18 protein-coding genes are annotated in these 15,977 nt (G+C 47.4%); 4 read left to right on the top strand and 14 right to left on the bottom strand.

All coding sequences use genetic code 11. The annotated features are described in order from the left end of the window. Window positions 1–9 precede the first annotated feature (9 nt). The 6 genes from AB447_RS03845 to AB447_RS03870 form a co-directional block, all read right to left on the bottom strand. Window positions 10–354, bottom strand: coding sequence for a PTS sugar transporter subunit IIA (locus AB447_RS03845; RefSeq protein WP_048352828.1), 345 nt, complete (start codon window positions 352–354; stop codon window positions 10–12). Window positions 355–359: 5 nt separating this feature from the next. After that, the gene (locus AB447_RS03850; RefSeq protein WP_046132371.1) at window positions 360–668 is read right to left on the bottom strand and encodes a PTS sugar transporter subunit IIB; all 309 of its coding nucleotides are present in this window, start codon (window positions 666–668) and stop codon (window positions 360–362) included. A 144-nt stretch (window positions 669–812) separates the two neighbouring features. Beyond that, entirely contained in the window at window positions 813–2,474 is a 1,662-nt protein-coding gene (locus AB447_RS03855) for an alkaline phosphatase (protein ID WP_048352827.1), read from the bottom strand. 140 nt (window positions 2,475–2,614) lie between these two features. Further along, window positions 2,615–3,400, bottom strand: a complete 786-nt coding sequence (locus AB447_RS03860; RefSeq protein ID WP_048352826.1) for a glucose 1-dehydrogenase — start codon at window positions 3,398–3,400, stop codon at window positions 2,615–2,617. Between the two features lie 115 nt (window positions 3,401–3,515). Next, complete coding sequence (gndA, locus tag AB447_RS03865) at window positions 3,516–4,925, bottom strand: NADP-dependent phosphogluconate dehydrogenase (RefSeq protein WP_048352825.1); 1,410 nt, start codon at window positions 4,923–4,925, stop codon at window positions 3,516–3,518. 88 nt (window positions 4,926–5,013) lie between these two features. Continuing rightward, a complete protein-coding gene (locus AB447_RS03870; protein ID WP_411801414.1) occupies window positions 5,014–6,258 on the bottom strand; it encodes a DNA polymerase IV in 1,245 nt (414 codons plus the stop codon). 77 nt (window positions 6,259–6,335) lie between these two features. Between AB447_RS03870 and AB447_RS03875 the strand changes: the two genes are divergently transcribed. Together AB447_RS03875 and AB447_RS03880 are read left to right on the top strand one after the other, a co-directional pair. Then, the gene (locus AB447_RS03875; protein ID WP_046131722.1) at window positions 6,336–6,623 is read left to right on the top strand and encodes a hypothetical protein; all 288 of its coding nucleotides are present in this window, start codon (window positions 6,336–6,338) and stop codon (window positions 6,621–6,623) included. Between the two features lie 50 nt (window positions 6,624–6,673). Then, window positions 6,674–7,495: a membrane protein insertase YidC gene (locus tag AB447_RS03880; RefSeq protein ID WP_411801415.1), complete on the top strand. Its 822-nt coding sequence runs from the start codon at window positions 6,674–6,676 to the stop codon at window positions 7,493–7,495. A 40-nt stretch (window positions 7,496–7,535) separates the two neighbouring features. Here AB447_RS03880 and AB447_RS03885 read toward each other — a convergent pair whose 3' ends face one another. From AB447_RS03885 to AB447_RS03895, 3 genes are read right to left on the bottom strand one after another with little or no spacing between them, the layout of a single operon-like run. After that, entirely contained in the window at window positions 7,536–8,003 is a 468-nt protein-coding gene (locus AB447_RS03885) for a chemotaxis protein CheW (protein WP_048356227.1), read from the bottom strand. A gap of 15 nt (window positions 8,004–8,018) precedes the next feature. Then, window positions 8,019–9,137: a M20/M25/M40 family metallo-hydrolase gene (locus tag AB447_RS03890; RefSeq protein ID WP_048356226.1), complete on the bottom strand. Its 1,119-nt coding sequence runs from the start codon at window positions 9,135–9,137 to the stop codon at window positions 8,019–8,021. Between the two features lie 18 nt (window positions 9,138–9,155). Then, a complete protein-coding gene (locus AB447_RS03895; RefSeq protein ID WP_082634627.1) occupies window positions 9,156–10,676 on the bottom strand; it encodes an acyl-CoA carboxylase subunit beta in 1,521 nt (506 codons plus the stop codon). Between the two features lie 99 nt (window positions 10,677–10,775). On the opposite strand from AB447_RS03895, the gene prli42 reads away from it, so the two are divergent. Further along, the gene (prli42, locus tag AB447_RS25665; protein ID WP_128748179.1) at window positions 10,776–10,877 is read left to right on the top strand and encodes a stressosome-associated protein Prli42; all 102 of its coding nucleotides are present in this window, start codon (window positions 10,776–10,778) and stop codon (window positions 10,875–10,877) included. A gap of 108 nt (window positions 10,878–10,985) precedes the next feature. Here the strand turns inward: prli42 and AB447_RS03900 are convergent, their stop codons facing one another. The 5 genes from AB447_RS03900 to AB447_RS03920 all read right to left on the bottom strand — a co-directional run bounded on the left by AB447_RS03900 (window position 10,986) and on the right by AB447_RS03920 (window position 14,911). After that, entirely contained in the window at window positions 10,986–11,945 is a 960-nt protein-coding gene (locus AB447_RS03900; RefSeq protein ID WP_048356224.1) for an aromatic acid exporter family protein, read from the bottom strand. Window positions 11,946–12,024: 79 nt separating this feature from the next. After that, window positions 12,025–12,747: an arginine ABC transporter ATP-binding protein ArtM gene (locus AB447_RS03905; RefSeq protein WP_048356223.1), complete on the bottom strand. Its 723-nt coding sequence runs from the start codon at window positions 12,745–12,747 to the stop codon at window positions 12,025–12,027. After that, window positions 12,740–13,402: an arginine ABC transporter permease ArtQ gene (locus tag AB447_RS03910; protein ID WP_048356222.1), complete on the bottom strand. Its 663-nt coding sequence runs from the start codon at window positions 13,400–13,402 to the stop codon at window positions 12,740–12,742. Before AB447_RS03910 ends, AB447_RS03905 begins: the two co-directional genes overlap by 8 nt. 89 nt (window positions 13,403–13,491) lie before the next feature. Further along, window positions 13,492–14,256 (bottom strand): arginine ABC transporter substrate-binding protein ArtP, encoded by a 765-nt coding sequence (locus AB447_RS03915; RefSeq protein WP_048356221.1) that lies wholly within the window; start codon window positions 14,254–14,256, stop codon window positions 13,492–13,494. Window positions 14,257–14,473: 217 nt separating this feature from the next. Continuing rightward, on the bottom strand, window positions 14,474–14,911 hold the full coding sequence (locus tag AB447_RS03920; RefSeq protein WP_048356220.1) for a BrxA/BrxB family bacilliredoxin: 438 nt from the start codon (window positions 14,909–14,911) through the stop codon (window positions 14,474–14,476). Window positions 14,912–15,051: 140 nt separating this feature from the next. Here AB447_RS03920 and AB447_RS03925 point away from each other — a divergent pair, with 140 nt between their 5' ends. Further along, the gene (locus tag AB447_RS03925; protein ID WP_057957439.1) at window positions 15,052–15,954 is read left to right on the top strand and encodes a YegS/Rv2252/BmrU family lipid kinase; all 903 of its coding nucleotides are present in this window, start codon (window positions 15,052–15,054) and stop codon (window positions 15,952–15,954) included. Window positions 15,955–15,977: the final 23 nt, after the last annotated feature.

Below are 15,977 nucleotides of genomic sequence, written 5' to 3' on the forward strand. Positions count from 1 at the left end.
TCTCCCCTTCTATTTTTTTGATTCTGTCATTTTATCTTTAAAGATTTCCAGCAGCTCATAAACGAGCTCCTTCATCGAAAGCGTCGACATGAAATGGTCCTCTGCATGCAAGAGAAGCAGGGAGACATCCTGCTTTTCTCCGCCTGCTTCCTTCTGAACCATTTGGAAATGGATGTCGTGGGACTGCTGCAGATCGTCACCGGCCTGAACGAGCAGCTCTTCCGCTTTCTCGATGCTTCCTTCTCTATATTCCCTCAAGGACTGGATGATTTTGCTGCGTGCGTTTCCGCTGTGAAGAATCAGCTGAAAGCAAATTTGCTCATGCGTTAATTCGCCGAATGTTGTCTTTTCCATCACATTCAATCTCCTATCAGGCTTATGGCCTGTTCATACGCTTTTTTTCCGTCTGCCATTCCATAAGCCGCCATATCGATCACATCGACCCGAATTCCGTATTTGTCCGCTTCTTTTTGAAGCTCGTTTTTTAAAAAGCTCATCTGCGGCCCGATTAGCACAACATGCGCCTGGTCCATTTCTTTTTTCGCCTGATCTTGTCCGACCGCCCAAATTTTCGCCTCGTCTCCGATTGATCTTGCATACTCCTCCATTTTGGTGACGAGAAGGCTGGTCGACATTCCTGAACTGCATGCCAACAAAATTTTCTTCATGTTTGATCCCCTTTCTTTTTTAAAAGCGCTTTCATTATCTATTATTATATCTTTTTATTTTTAAATGTCTATACATTTAAAAATAAATGTTTGTATTTATTTTGACTAAAAAAAGCCCTCTCAGATGAGGGCTTTTGCATATATTTACCGTGCTTTTTTTTGAAAGAGGCGGACCGCCTCTTTCGGCACATAGAACGAGCCGTCGCTTTCTACGATCACGCTGTTTAATTCGTATTCTTTGCCTTTGATCCTGATGATGTTTTTGTTGACCGGCATTTCTGCTTTGACGTTTTTGCGTTCTGCGATAACAACCGGATTTGCAGGGTCTTTTTTATCAACTGTGACTCGCGCTCCGGCTTTCTTAAACGCCTGGCGTGCTTCGCTGAAGATGTCGTTTGTCAATCTGTCCAAATTAAAGCCCATCGCTTTTGCCATCGTTTTGGCTATGTCGGTATTCTCGAGAAGCCCCTGCGGCTTTTGGGGTCCGTAGGAATAAAGGAAGACGTCTTCCCCCGTATGCCCTCCTGTCGTAAAGCCGAGGTTCGCTCGGTTTGCCAGCAGCTTAACAAAAACCGAGGCAGCCGCTTTTTTGTCTTTTGCACCTTTCAGCTGTTCTTTTTCAGATGCCGTTAAATTGTCGAGGCCGTAAAGCTGTGCGGCTTCTTCGATGTTTGATAAATCGTCTTTTAATTTGCCTGTCGCACCCTCAAGCGTCATTTTTGCTTTTTTCAACGGATCGATGTACGCCGACACAGGCGTTGAATCATAGCCTTTCGTCGTATTGCTGTTGCCGATCGATATCCCGCTGTTTCCATGGTCGGAAACGGCGATAACCATCGTATTCTTATCTTTTTCAGCGAATTTCAGCGCCTCTTTGACAGCATGATCAAATGCGAGTACATCGCTTATGATGCCGATCGGATCATTCTGGTGCGCAGCCCAGTCCGGCTTGCTTCCTTCAACAAATAAGAAGAATCCGTCTTTATCCTTTGATAACGTCTGAATCGACTTTTTCGTCATCTCGGCAAGCGTCGGCTGCTCGGGATGCGTCCTGTTTCTATCCATGTCATAAGCCAGATCGCGCTGGGAGAAAGCGCCCCAGATTTTTTTCGATTTTGAACGGACGAGCTCATCCTTCGTTTCAACAAAATCGTATTTTTTATCTTTAATTACGTTCACTAAGTCTTCATTGTCCTTGCGGCTTTTTTCCTTCGTTCCCGGCTGAAGCGATTCCTTTCCTCCCCCGAGCACGACGTCAATGTTTTGGTAAACCTGCTGCTCGCCGAGCACTTCGAAATTATTGCGGTCCAAATGGTGTGCGGAGTAAGAAGCAGGCGTAGCGTGCTGAATTTCAGATGTGGCGATAATTCCGGTTGCTCTGCCGGTTTGCTTCGCCCCTTCCAATACGTTTGCTAATGGCCGGAAATGATCTTTCTCACTGATGGGTTCTGCTCCCGGCGAATTTACCACTGAAGGCAGTACTCCGACATATGAAGAGTTTGATTTGTGCCCTGTTGCCATCGCCGTTCCTGCCGGTGCTGAATCCGTAATCGCCGATTCTGCTGAATACGTTCTGACCCCGCCGGTGACGATTTTGTCAAGCGCAAGAGGCTCACCTTTATACCAGCGGGCCAAGGTTGTCGCCGTAGAGCTCGTTCCATCCATCACCATCATAATGACGTTTTTGACTTTGCGATCTTCCTTTTTTTTCGCTGTTTCCATTGCTGCGCTGCCTGTACCCGCAGAACCTAACGCCACGGCCCCCGCCAATGCGATGCCTGTGATCCTGTTTCGTAAAGAGCCCATATGTACTCCCTCCATTACTGCATTATTTCCTGACAACCTTACACTATCAAACCATTGTAAACAGGTTTTATATTTTCTATTAATCTTATGTTTATTTTTTTGCGTTATGATAAAAGAAGGCTTGCCGCCTTCTTTTTGTCTTACCCTCTTCCAGCCTGAAATCCGGGATATTTCGTCATTCCGCCGTCAACATACAGCGTCAGCCCCGTAACATAGCTCGCTTCATCTGAAGCAAGCCAGGCGGCGCACGCCGCGACTTCTTCCGGCTTTCCGATATAGCCGATCGGAATCAGTTCGATGACCCCTTTTTTTAATTCCGGATCAGCGAATTTTTCGGCGTTGATCGGCGTGTCGATTGCGCCGGGCCCGATGGCGTTAACCCGGATGCCTTTCGGAGCGTATTCGAGAGCGAGCGTTTCCGTAAGCAGCTTGGCTCCCCCTTTGCTTGCCGCATAATGGACGAAGTGAGGCCACGGGATCTGCTGGTGAACGGACGACATATTGATGACCGATCCTTTGATTCCGTTATCAAGCATATAATTGAGCGCTTCCCGGCACCCTAAAAACATTCCCGTCAAATTTGTTGAAATGACGCGGTTCCAGTCTTCAAGCGACAAATCTTCCGAAGGGACTTCGTTTTCAACTCCCGCGTTATTCACCATGACATCGACAGAGCCGAACGAATCGACCGCTTTTTGGATCAGCGCTTTGACGTCTTCTTCTTTTGAGACGTCTCCTCTGAGAGCGACCGCCTTTGCACCGTTTTTTTCAATTTCTTTTACCGTTTCCTCAGGGTTTTCTTCTTCTTTAAAATAATTGATGACGACATTTGCCTTTTCCGCACCGAACCGCAACGCCATCGCTTTTCCAAGGCCTGTTCCGGCACCTGTGATCACAACCGTTTTTCCGCTTAGACTCGGGTACATGTTTTTGATTCCTCCTTATTTAAAACGATGTGTGTTGATAGGTTGCCACAGAACAGCTGAAAGAATGCATGAAAAAACCGCAAGCCATAGGCTTGCGGTTTTCGTTTATATACGTTTATTTCATCCACTCGGTATGGAAGATGCCTTCTTTGTCTGTGCGCTCATACGTATGGGCACCGAAGTAGTCGCGCTGAGCCTGAATCAGGTTGGCAGGCAGCGTTGCTGTGCGGTAGCTGTCAAAATAAGCGAGTGCGCTTGAGAAGCACGGCACCGGAATTCCTTGTTCAACCGCAAGGGAAATCGTTTTGCGGAGCGCTCCTTGATAGCTTTCCACAATATCCTTGAAGTAAGGGTCGAGCAGCAGATTGTCAAGCTCCGGATTACGGTCATACGCATCTTTGATTTTTTGCAGGAAGGCTGCGCGGATGATGCACCCTCCGCGGAAAATCATCGCGATATCGCCGTATTTCAAATCCCAGCCGTATTCTTCTGAAGCTGCTTTCATTTGGGCAAAGCCTTGCGCATAAGAACAGATTTTACTCATGAAGAGAGCCTTTCTGACCGCTTCAATTAATTCTTCTTTGTTTTCAGTTACCGGTTTCGCTTCAGGACCTGTAAGCAGCTTGCTCGCTTTGACGCGCTCTTCTTTCATCGCCGAGATAAAACGGGCAAACACGGATTCCGTAATGATCGGAAGCGGCACGCCAAGGTCAAGCGCGCTTTGGCTTGTCCATTTTCCTGTGCCTTTTTGGCCTGCTTTGTCCAAAATCACGTCAACCATCGGCTTGCCTGTTTCTTCGTCTTTTTTCGTGAAGATATCGGCGGTGATTTCGATCAGATAACTGTCAAGCTCTCCTTTGTTCCACTCAGAGAACACTTCGTGAAGCTCATCAGATGATAAGCCGAGAAGATTTTTCAGAATGAAGTAAGATTCGGAGATCAGCTGCATGTCGCCGTATTCGATGCCGTTGTGGACCATTTTGACGTAGTGGCCCGCGCCGTCCGGCCCGATATACGTTGTGCAAGGTTCACCGTCAACTTTTGCGGAAATCGCTTCAAGAATCGGTTTGACGAGCTCGTGCGCTTCTTTTTGTCCGCCCGGCATGATAGACGGGCCTTTCAGCGCGCCTTCTTCACCGCCGGAAACGCCGGTGCCGATAAAGTGAATGCCGCTTTCGGCAAGCTCCTGGTTGCGTCTTTGCGTATCTTTATAGTATGTATTTCCGCCGTCGATCAGGATATCGCCTTTTTCAAGATGAGGAAGGAGCGACTGGATCGTAGCGTCCGTCGGCGTTCCCGCTTTAACCATCAAAAGGATTTTGCGAGGTTTTTCAAGAGACTCGACAAACTCTTCAATGCTGAATGTGCCGACGACATTTTTGCCTTTGGCTTCTTCCAAAAACTCTTCCGTTTTCGCGCTTGATCTGTTGTATACAGAAATCGAAAATCCGCGGCTTTCAATATTTAAAGCCAAGTTTTTTCCCATTACCGCTAAACCAACTACACCTATTTGCTGTTTTGCCATGTCTAACGTCCCTTCTAAAGCGCTTTGCATAGATTTTTATTTTGTATTTGTAAGATGAAAATACCATACTTTGACCCACATTTTCAAGCTATTGATCCTGTCTCCGTTCCTGGAAAAAATCTTTATTGAAGCTTGTTCCGCTTGTATTGCTCTCTTTTTTGACGACTCTGATCCCTTTTTTGATGAGGTCAGTACCGTACTTTTCGTTCAGCTCGTTCATCAGCTTTTGAATCGGTTCGTCTTTGGCATCCTCCTGAAATGAAAACAAATCGAGCTGTTTGAAGGCTTCATCCCGTTTCACGAGGCCTGTGCCTGTCACTCCGAGCAGCCTGACCGCATTCCCCTGCCAATGCTGATGAAAAAGCGCTTTAGCTGTGCTGGCAATCTCATCGGCCCGATCTGTCGGGTTTTGAAGGGTCTTGCTCCTCGTGATGTTCGTCCAGTCGGCATAGCGGATCATGATAAAGATTTTCGAAGCCATGACGTCCTTTCGCCTCAGCCTGTCGCTGACCGAGCCGGCCAGTTTGTCAAACAGCCTGCCCAGCTCCTTTTCATCCGTGCTGTCGTGCGGAAGGGTCGACGAATTGCCGACGCTTTTAAATTCGTATATTCTGTCGGGATTGACCTCGCCGTTATCGATTCCGTTCGCCCTTCTTTTTAGCCTTGGGCCGTTGATGCCTAAAAGCCGTTTTAATGCGATTTCATCCGCGGCTGCCAGATCCCCGATCTTTTCGATGTTCAGCGTTCTTAGCTTTTCAGCGGTTTTTTGGCCGATCCCGTACATTTCGCCGATATCCATCGGCCAGAGTACGTCAGGTACCTCCCGTTTTCGCAAAATGGTAATGCCGAGCGGTTTTTTCATATCCGATGCCATTTTGGCCAAAAATTTATTCGGCGCAATTCCGATGCTTGACGGAAGCAGAAGCTCTTCCTGCAGGCGTTTTTGAATCTCCAAGGCGGTTTCGTACGCTTTTTCCCGATACGGCGTATCGGTAAGATCCATGTATCCTTCATCAATCGAAACGGGCTCGACGAGATCGGTGTATTCCCTTAAGACTTCAAACATTTCTTTCGAGGAGCTTCTGTAGCGGTCGAAGTTCGGCGGTTTGACAATCAGGTCCGGACAGAGGCGCTTCGCCTCCCAGAGCGGCATGGGCGGTTTTACGCCGCGGGCTCTCGCCTCATAGCTGCAAGTCACGACAATCCCCTTTCGTTCTTTTGCATTGCCGGCGATGGCGAGGGGCTTTCCGCTCAAGGCAGGATCGAACGCCGTTTCAACAGACGCGTAGAAGCTGTTCATATCGATGTGAAAAATGACTCTTCCTTTTTTCAAAACGGCTCCCTCCCTTGCTCTGATTAGACATACGACCGTACATATAGTAAGATGTTATTGAAACGGAAGTGATAATCATGATTCTCGAATCCTTTAACGATGCTTTTTTTCTGTTTGAGTTTTTCACAATCATTCTGCCCGCGCTGACGGCGATCGGAATCGCCCTTCTGCTCAAGCATTGCAGCACGGGGGAAAATTGGAAAACGAAACGGATTGAAGAATATAAAACGATTCATTTCATTTATCGAATCGATTTTCTCGTTATCCTATATCATCGCATTACCTTATGGATTAGTAAAGTCATTCGCATGAAGGCTTCGTCGAATGATGATGAAGACCATCGTTTCCTTCTTCTTGCCATTTAAATGGAGACAGGGCTCTAAAAAGCCCTCAAATGAAGAAGGAGGAACATGTGTTGAACAAGAAATTAACGCGAATAGTTACGATTGCAATGTTTTTGATGATGACCTTATTTGTAGGAGAGCACGCTTCTGCCGCCGGAACGGCTGCGGCAGACAACGGAAATATATTCCAACATTATATCGTGCTGCCTTTTTCAAATCTGATTAAAGGAATCGCCGGTTTTTTCCACGGCAGCTACGGACTTTCCATTATCGTTGTAACGATCATCGTCCGCTTTCTCGTGATGCCTTTGTTTGCCAATCAGTATAAAAAGCAGCGGATCATGCAGGAAAAAATGGCGCTGGCCAAGCCTGAAATGGATGCCATTCAAAGCAAACTGAAAAAGACGAAAGACCCCGTTAAACAAAGGGAGATTCAGCAGGAAATGATGCAGCTTTACCAAAAGCATAACATCAATCCGCTGGCGATCGGCTGTCTGCCGATGCTGATTCAATTCCCGATTTTGATCGGTTTTTATTACGCCATCCGTTCGACGCCTGAAATCGCGTCGCATACTTTCCTTTGGTTCAACCTGGGACATTCGGACATTTTCATGTCTTTATGCGCCGGCTTTATGTATTTTATCCAGTTCTATGTATCTCAAAAATTAAACGCCCAAAACGCGGCGCAGTCCAACCCTGCGGCACAGCAGTCGGCAAAAATCATGGGCTTCTTTTTCCCGGTCATGATGACGATCTTTTCAATCAACGTACCGGCTGCCCTCCCGCTCTACTGGATGACGAGCGGATTGTTCCTGACGGTTCAGAACGTCGTCTTTCATCAAATGTATAAAAAGGATAAAGGAATCGAGCCTGCGGGTTCGGCTTCAAAATAAAAAGGTTGCGCCAAATGCGGCGCAGCCTTTTTTGTTGTGTTTATGATCCGGCTGCCGTTTCCTCGCGTTCAAAGCGTTCGGAAATCGCCTCAAAGCCTTCGATTTTTTCCACGATGACGTCGGGATCTAATTGAATGATCAGTTCACCGTTCCGTTCAAGAACGCCTGTGAAGCAATCGGCCTGCATGTGAAATGGCTTGATGTCGCCGCCATTGATCGGAATCATCTCTTTTGCATCCGAGACAAGCAAGCCGGCGGGTCCTGTTTGTGATGAAAAAATCAGCAGCTTACTTTTGTCATCGATCGAAAGCGGCTTATGATGCAGGATGACGCCCGTGTCTATGACCGGGACCATCTCCTCTCTGACCTTGGTAATCCCGCGGACTTCCGGCGGCAGCCCGCTGACCTTTTTCAGATGTCCCATCCGTTCAATTCCTAGAATGTGACGGATGTCTGCCCCATAATCTTCCTGATGCACTTGAAAAAGAATGGCGTGTTGATTTTCCACGTAAAACCCCTGCCTTTATGATGGATTTGCAACTTCCTCAATAATCGCAATGACCATTTCTGCAGTCTTGACAAGTTCCTCAACCGGCATTTTTTCGTTTTTCGTATGGATCTCTTCATAGCCCACGGCAAGGTTGACTGTCGGAATGCCGTGTCCTGCGATGACGTTGGCATCGCTTCCCCCTCCGCTCGTCAGCAGTTTATGCGGGCGGCCGATTTTTTCGGCTGCTTTTTTCGCGATTTCCACCACGAGGTCGCCGTCCTTGTATTTAAAGCCGGGATACATGACTGCAATCTCAACTTCGGCGCGGCCTCCCATTTCAGCGGCTGCCGTTTCAAAAGCCGCTTTCATTTTCTCTGTCTGCTGTTTCATTTTTTCGGGAACGAGCGAGCGGGCTTCGGCTAATATTTCAACCTGGTCGCAGACGATATTTGTTTGGGTTCCGCCTTCAAAGCGGCCGATATTTGCCGTCGTCTCCTCGTCGATGCGGCCGAGAGGCATTTTGGCAATCGCTTTTGATGCGATCGTAATGGCGGAAACGCCTTTTTCCGGTTCTACCCCTGCGTGCGCCGTTTTTCCAAAGATCGACGCTTTTATTTTCGCCTGCGTCGGCGCGGCCACGACGATGTCTCCGACCTTGCCGTCTGAATCAAGGGCATATCCGTATTTAGCCGTAATGAGCGAACGGTCCAAAGCCTTCGCTCCGACAAGTCCGGACTCTTCGCCGGCGGTAATAATAAATTGGATCGTTCCGTGCGGAATGTTCTTCTCTTTCAGAACTTTGACCGCTTCAAGCATAGCCGCAAGCCCAGCTTTATCATCTGCTCCCAGAATCGTCGTGCCGTCTGTTTTCACGTAGCCGTTTTCAACGACGGGCTTTACACCGTTTCCGGGAACGACGGTATCCATGTGTGACGTAAAATAGATGGTATCGGCTTCTTTTGTTCCGTGAAGCGTACATATGAGATTGCCGGCGCCGTGCCCGGTTCTTTCCGCGCTGTCGTCCTCAATGACATCCAGTCCGAGAGCGGTAAATTTTTCTTTCAGCACTTTGCAGATGGCTGCTTCGTGTTTTGTTTCAGAGTCGATTTGCACAAGTTCCAGAAACTCTTCCAACAGGCGTTTTTCATTCATGGTTGTTCCCCTCCATTTTTATAGCGGTATGTTTCCGTGTTTTCTTTTCGGCCGGATGTCCCGTTTGCTCTTCAGCATGTCAAATGTCTGAATCAGCCTCTTCCGCGTCTCTTTCGGATCGATGATATCATCGATCATCCCATGCCGGGCCGCCGTAAAGGGACTTGCGGCTTTCATGCATTCCGCGATAAGCCGCTTTCTGTCGGCTTCCTCTGTGTTTTTACCCTTTGTCAGCAGAATATCGGTTGCTTCTTCGGCTCCCATGACTGCGATTTCAGCGTTCGGCCAGGCGAATACGACATCAGCTCCGAGCGCCTTGCTGTTTAAAGCGACATATGCACCGCCGTATGCTTTTCTTAAAATAACCGTCACCTTCGGAACTGCCGCTTCAGCGTAAGCATAAAGGATTTTGGCGCCGTGCCTGATCACTCCGCCGTGTTCTTCGCGTATTCCCGGAAGGAAGCCAGGCACATCCACAAGCGTCAAAATCGGAATTTGAAACGAATCACAAAAACGGATAAATCGGGACATTTTATCAGATGCATCAATAGTCAAGCTGCCTGCCAAATACTTCGGCTGGTTGGCGACGATCCCCGTCACCTCTCCTGCAATCCTCGCAAAACCGATCACGGCGTTTTTCGCAAAATGCTGCTGCACCTCAAAAAATGTACCGCTGTCAGCAATTTCGCGAATGATGTTTTTCACGTCATACGGCCGTTGGCCGTCTTCGGGCAATAAGGTCAAGAGAAGCGGCCTCATATCATCGTCTTTCACAGGTTTCGGCCCGGCAGGAGGCTTCTCTTCATGATGCTGGGGGAGATAGGATAAAAGCTTCCGCACCTCTTGAAGGACGGCCTCATCCGAATCCCCGGAAAAATGAGCATTGCCGCTGATTGAATTATGTATGGACGCACCGCCCAGTTCGCAGGGGGTGACATTCTCTCCCGTTGCAGTTTTTATGACTTTTGGACCTGTGATGAACATCTGCCCCGTTTTTTCGCTCATGAAGACAAAGTCTGTCAAAGCCGGCGAATAAACGGCACCGCCGGCACAAGGACCGAGAATGACAGAAATTTGCGGAATGATGCCGGAGCAAAGGACATTTCGATAAAAAACGTGGCCGTACCCATCTAATGATAGCACACCCTCTTGAATTCTCGCACCACCTGAGTCATTAAGACCTATGAAAGGCGTCTTATTTTTCAGGGCAAGATCCATGACGGCCGCGATTTTTTTCGCGTGCATCTCTCCGAGCGCGCCGCCTGTGACGGTAAAGTCCTGGGAAAATAAATAGACCGGCCTTCCATGAATTTTTCCAAATCCGGTGACGACGCCATCGCCTAAGGGACCTCCAGGCTGTCTGCTTCTCACAAAAGCGTTCAGCTCGACGAAGCTTCCCTGATCAAGCAAAAGCCCGATCCGCTCCCTGGCAGTCAGCTTTCCTTTTCGTTTTTGTTTGTCGATCTTTTCCGTTCCTCCGCCAAGCGCGGCGATTTGGCGGCTTTTATATAAATCATCGACTTTATCAAACATATTCATCATCTTTTAGCTCCTTCGTTTACGAAATGGTGTTCCCCCGTAAAACTTGTCCGCTGATCAAAAGCAGGATAAAATGGAAGGAGATCAATCGAAACAGAGGTGAAAAGCTTGTCTCAAAAAATGATTAAAATCATGGTTATTCTAATGATCGGCGTCATGGTGCTGACGAGCCTGCTGACGGGAATCAGCATGATTTTCTAATACAGATGCGGTGCTTTTTGTGACCGGAAAACGGCGTGTTTTCATAAAAAAATAGCATGAGCTCCTCCCTTTTCATTAGATTGACCAATGAAGGGGGAACTCATGCGATCAAGCAGGAGATTTAATCCCTTTAAAATAACTTTTAATCACCAAATATTGCTCCATTTCACCGAGAAAATAGAAGAGGGCTGCGCGCGCTTCAAATTCTTCGCGCGTCGTCGGCAGCTCCATCTCTTCGATCTCCTCTCTCATTTTCACGAGGCGCTTTAAAAATTTATGAGCCGTATTCCCCGGGTGGATGGCTCCTCTCAAATCATGAATAAATGCTGCGATCATATGCCCCTGTTCAACCGTCATCGAAATCGACGTAATCTTCGGAAGAGCCCGTTCAATGATTTCAAACTGTTTTTCCCGCATTTTAAAGTAGTAGTAATAAAGGTTTTCATGGCGCAAAAAGTGATTTTCCACATCGCGGTACGCCAGTGTTTTTGCTTCATTGATCAGGCGGTGCGTCTCAGGAATTTCCTTTCCCGTCCAGTCCTGCTCCCCTGTCAGCAAATAGCGCTCGATCTCTTCGAAGATTTTGGCGAAATTGTCTTCGATTTTCTGCTGGTACTGTTTGAGCTGCTTGTCCAGGCTCGGCATATACAAGTTCATGAGCAGCGCAACCCCGATGCCTGTAATGATAATGAGGAATTCATTCCAAACGAGAGGCAGCGTGATTCCTTCAGACATATAGAGATGAAGAATGATAACCGAGCTTGTGACGACTCCTTCTTTGATTTTCAGAATAACGGTTGTCGGAATGAAAAACAAAAGCATGAGACCGATGACAGCCGGATGATAGCCGATCAGTTCAAAGAAAATATACGAAAACCCAATCGCAAGGCAGCATGCGGCAAAACGGGCCCATGACGCCAGGAGAGACCGCTTTTGCGTCACCTGAATGCAAAGGATGGTAATAATGCCTGTTGACACAAAATTGTGCAGGCCCAAAAGCTGGGCGATATAAATCGATAGTGCCGTTCCGAGTGCTGTTTTCAATGTGCGATAACCTATTTTAAACATCGTAAACCCCAATCTTTTTTTCTATCGTTGGATCAAATGAACCAAAAAAGAAGAAGATCTATGTCTTCTTCCGCTTATTTTATAGTATTTTCTCCAAAAAGTCTTGAGCTCTTTGCGATTTTGGAGAAGAAAAAAATGATGTCGGGTCGGCGTCTTCGACGATCGTACCTCCGTCCATAAACAGCACTCTGTCGGCGACTTCTTTCGCAAATCCCATTTCGTGCGTGACGATCACCATCGTCATTCCCGTTTTCGCCAGGTCCTGCATAACCTGAAGCACTTCCTTCACCATCTCGGGGTCGAGCGCCGACGTCGGTTCGTCAAACAGCATGATCTCCGGATTCATCGCCAAGGCCCGGGCGATGGCCACCCGCTGCTTTTGCCCGCCTGACAAACGGTTCGGATAATCGTCTTTTTTATTGAGAAGCCCGACTTTTTCGAGCAGCTCTTCCGCTTTTTTGACAGCCGCTTCCCTGCTTTCTTTTTTGACTTTAACAGGCGCATATATGATGTTTTCCAAAACGGTCTTATGCGGAAACAAATGAAAATGCTGAAAGACCATTCCGATGTTCTCTCTGATTTTCAGCACGTTTGTTTTCTTGTTCGTAATCTCCTGATCCTTGATGAAAATGCTTCCGTCCGTCGGTTTTTCGAGCAGGTTCAGGCAGCGCAAAAACGTCGATTTTCCTGAACCGGACGGACCGATAACAGCCGCTACTTCTCCTTTTTCAAAGGAAACGGAAATATTTTTCAGCACCTCAAGTTTTCCGAAAGATTTTGAGAGATTGCTAACATTAATCATTTGCATTCAGCTTCCTTTCAATCGCTTTACCGGCAAACGTCAGTATCAGAACGAGCACATAGTAAATCAAGCCGGCAAACAGCATCGGTTCAAGAGGGCTGTAGATCGCCGCTCCCGCCTGATAGCTCCGTCTCATGATATCGCCGAGCCCGATGACCGTGACAACCGCTGACTCCTTCGTCAGCGTAACCGATTCGTTGACAAGGGCCGGCATAATGTTTTTGAAGGCCTGGGGCAGCAAGAGATCCTTCATCATTTTCCAGTATGGCACGCCAAGAGCCATCGCTGCTTCTTTTTGGCCTTTGTCGATCGCATTGATGCCGGCTCTGATGATTTCCGACACATAGGCGGCCGAGTTTAACCCAAATGCAACAACCGCTGCCCAATAGGCGTCGATGTCAAAACCCAGAACCTGGGGCAGGCCGTAATACACGATCATTAACTGCAGAACGAGCGGCGTCCCCCTGAATATTGAGGTATAAAAATCAGCGATCCATGAAAGAACCTTGATCGAGCTGATTTTCAGGAGGGTAATGAAAACCCCCAGCAAAAATCCGAACACCGCCGCAGCGACGACTACTTTTAATGTAACCCCGAGACCTTCCAGAATAAAAGGCATTTCAGGTATCGTACTTGAAAAATCAAGAAAATTCATAATGACTCTCCTTCTCCCGCCTCAAGTAAGAGAGGCGTCCAATCACTTTTAGCAAAAAAAGTTCAACAAAAAAGTTGAACTTTTCGTGCTTACTTTTGTGTTTCTCCGCTAAACCATTTTTCTTTCAATTTGTCCAGCTCTCCGCTTTTCTCCATTTCTTTAAGCGCCTTGTTGAACTTTTCCATCAGATCGCTTCCTTTTTTGAAAGCGATCGCCGATCCGGCTTGATCGCCCGGGTCTTTCGGAAGATTGAAAGCGGTGAGTTCTTTGTTTTTATTTAAATATTTTTCGGCAACGATGTCTTCGATAATAGCTGCGTCAAAACGGCCCGCTTTAATCTCTTCGGTCAAATCGGAAATGCGGTTGCGGTTTTCAACCTTCAAATCGTACTTTGACGTCAGTTCCTTCGCTTTTTCTTCCTGGATGGAACCAAGCTGCACGCCGACAGTTTTCCCTTTCAGGTCATCAAGCGATTTGATGCCGCTCGATTTCTTCGTCACGATCATATTGTGAGCCGTATAATAAACGTTTGAAAAATCGACTTGCTTTTTGCGCGGAGGAGTCGGCGTCATGCCTGACAGCACGATGTCTACTTTATTCGTTTTAAGGGCTGTCACCAATCCGTTAAAATCCATATCCTGAACTTCGAGTTCATGGCCCGTCTTTTTGGCAAGCGCTTTGGCCAGATCAACGTCAAAACCGACGATATTGTCTCCATCCTTCGATTCAAAAGGCGGGTAATCTGCAGAAGTTCCCATCACCAATGTTTTTTTATCGCTTGAGCTGCTCGTCCCGCAAGCAGCCAAAGAAAATGCGGCACAAACCGTCACTAACAGTAAAAGCCATTTTTTCATGTTGTATCCCCCTGAATCCATTTGAATATTTATTCGTTGATATGTATTTTAAACATTTTCTTATCATGATGCAATACTATTTTAAAAAAATGCATAAAAAACCTTTAGAAAAGCTTGTATAAAATAATAGAATCCTGTCGTTTTTACCCTTCAAATTGCATATTTATTAAATTAATATACAAAAAGCCTGCCGTTCATGCCGACAGGCTTTTGTTCATTATACTTCTTCACAGTACTCCTCAAACATTCCCTGAAGCTTCGTGATGACGGCCATCGGTTCATAGCCCTCAATCTCATGGCGCTCGACCATTTTCAAAATCTTTCCGTCCTTCAGCAAAGCAAATGACGGGGAAGACGGCGGATATCCTTCAAAATATTCGCGCGCCCTTGCCGTGGCCTCTTTGTCCTGGCCCGCAAACACCGTCACGAGATGATCGGGCCGCTTATCATAGTGGACGGCGTGGTAGGCGGCAGGCCTTGCAATTCCGCCGGCACAGCCGCAGACGGAGTTTACCATCACGAGCGTAGTCCCTTTTTTCGCCAATGCTTCGTCTACTTCTTCAGCCGTTTTTAATTCCTTGTATCCGGCCGCTGTGATCTCCTGCCTGGCCTGGCGCACAACATCGTTCATAAACAAATTAAAATCCATGTTCACTTTGAGTCCTCTCCTTTTTCATCGTCTTTTTTAATGATACTTTGAAACCGTTCATACCGCAAATCACGCGTCTTAATGGTTTAGTGCGGGGAACAATCGGGGAAACCTATAAAAAGAGACGAAAGAGACAGGTGAGCCATATGAACAAAAGGAAAGCCATGCTGATTTACAACGGCAATGCCGGACAAAAAAACATCAAAAAAACGCTCGGCACAGCCGTTCCGATCCTTTCCGAATACATAGATGAGCTGATCATCAACCCGACGAGGCAAAAGGGAGATGCTTTCCGCTTATGCCGGCACATCGGAGAAGGCGTTGACGAATTATATATTTTAGGCGGGGACGGCACAGTCCACGAATGCATAAACGGCATCAGCCCGCTTCAGACGAAACCCGCAATCGGGATATTGCCCGGCGGAACCTGCAACGATTTTTCAAGAACGCTTAAGATTCCGCAAAACATCGAAAAAGCGGCCGAAGCGCTAGTACACGGAGACAAAGCCTCCGTAGACGTGCTGAAAGCAAATGATCATTATTGTTTAAATTTTTGGGGCGTGGGCTTTATTACAGAGGCTTCAAGCCACATCAATCAAACCGAAAAGGCGCTCCTCGGAAGAATCAGCTATTTTACGAGCGCATTGCGGACGATCCCGAAGCTCAAGCCTTTCCCCTACAAACTGACCATCGACGGAGCGGAACTGACAGATGAAGCTGTGATGGTGTTGGTGCTGAACGGACAGTTTATCGGGACGAACCGTCTGCCCCTCCCCAAAGCCACAGCTTCTGACGGAAAAGCGGATGTACTCGTTTGCCGGAATACCAGCCTCTCGGCATTAAAGGAACTTCTCTCCATGGATCAGCCTGAATGGGAAACCTTCGAAGGAGAGCTGTCTTATTTTCAGGGAAAAACGATCAAAGTGGAAACTGCTGAAGAAATGGACGCCGATACAGACGGTGAAATTTATTCTAAGGCGCCGGCGGCCATCAACGTGCTGAACGGACACCTCCGCATGCTCGTGCCGGGCGTCAACAGAAAAAGCTGACCGGAAAGGCCAGCTTTTTTTAT

The organism is Bacillus glycinifermentans (genome assembly GCF_001042475.2).
GTDB lineage: Bacteria > Bacillota > Bacilli > Bacillales > Bacillaceae > Bacillus > Bacillus glycinifermentans.

Excerpts from the sequence above, each read along its gene's own strand:
- AB447_RS03845 (WP_048352828.1), bottom strand. The coding sequence starts at position 354 with ATGGAAAAGACAACATTCGGCGAATTAACGCATGAGCAAATTTGCTTT.
- AB447_RS03850 (WP_046132371.1), bottom strand. The coding sequence starts at position 668 with ATGAAGAAAATTTTGTTGGCATGCAGTTCAGGAATGTCGACCAGCCTT.
- AB447_RS03855 (WP_048352827.1), bottom strand. The coding sequence starts at position 2,474 with ATGGGCTCTTTACGAAACAGGATCACAGGCATCGCATTGGCGGGGGCC.
- AB447_RS03860 (WP_048352826.1), bottom strand. The coding sequence starts at position 3,400 with ATGTACCCGAGTCTAAGCGGAAAAACGGTTGTGATCACAGGTGCCGGA.
- gndA (WP_048352825.1), bottom strand. The coding sequence starts at position 4,925 with ATGGCAAAACAGCAAATAGGTGTAGTTGGTTTAGCGGTAATGGGAAAA.
- AB447_RS03875 (WP_046131722.1), top strand. The coding sequence starts at position 6,336 with ATGATTCTCGAATCCTTTAACGATGCTTTTTTTCTGTTTGAGTTTTTC.
- AB447_RS03890 (WP_048356226.1), bottom strand. The coding sequence starts at position 9,137 with ATGAATGAAAAACGCCTGTTGGAAGAGTTTCTGGAACTTGTGCAAATC.
- AB447_RS03895 (WP_082634627.1), bottom strand. The coding sequence starts at position 10,676 with ATGAATATGTTTGATAAAGTCGATGATTTATATAAAAGCCGCCAAATC.
- AB447_RS03900 (WP_048356224.1), bottom strand. The coding sequence starts at position 11,945 with ATGTTTAAAATAGGTTATCGCACATTGAAAACAGCACTCGGAACGGCA.
- AB447_RS03905 (WP_048356223.1), bottom strand. The coding sequence starts at position 12,747 with ATGATTAATGTTAGCAATCTCTCAAAATCTTTCGGAAAACTTGAGGTG.
- AB447_RS03910 (WP_048356222.1), bottom strand. The coding sequence starts at position 13,402 with ATGAATTTTCTTGATTTTTCAAGTACGATACCTGAAATGCCTTTTATT.
- AB447_RS03915 (WP_048356221.1), bottom strand. The coding sequence starts at position 14,256 with ATGAAAAAATGGCTTTTACTGTTAGTGACGGTTTGTGCCGCATTTTCT.
- AB447_RS03925 (WP_057957439.1), top strand. The coding sequence starts at position 15,052 with ATGAACAAAAGGAAAGCCATGCTGATTTACAACGGCAATGCCGGACAA.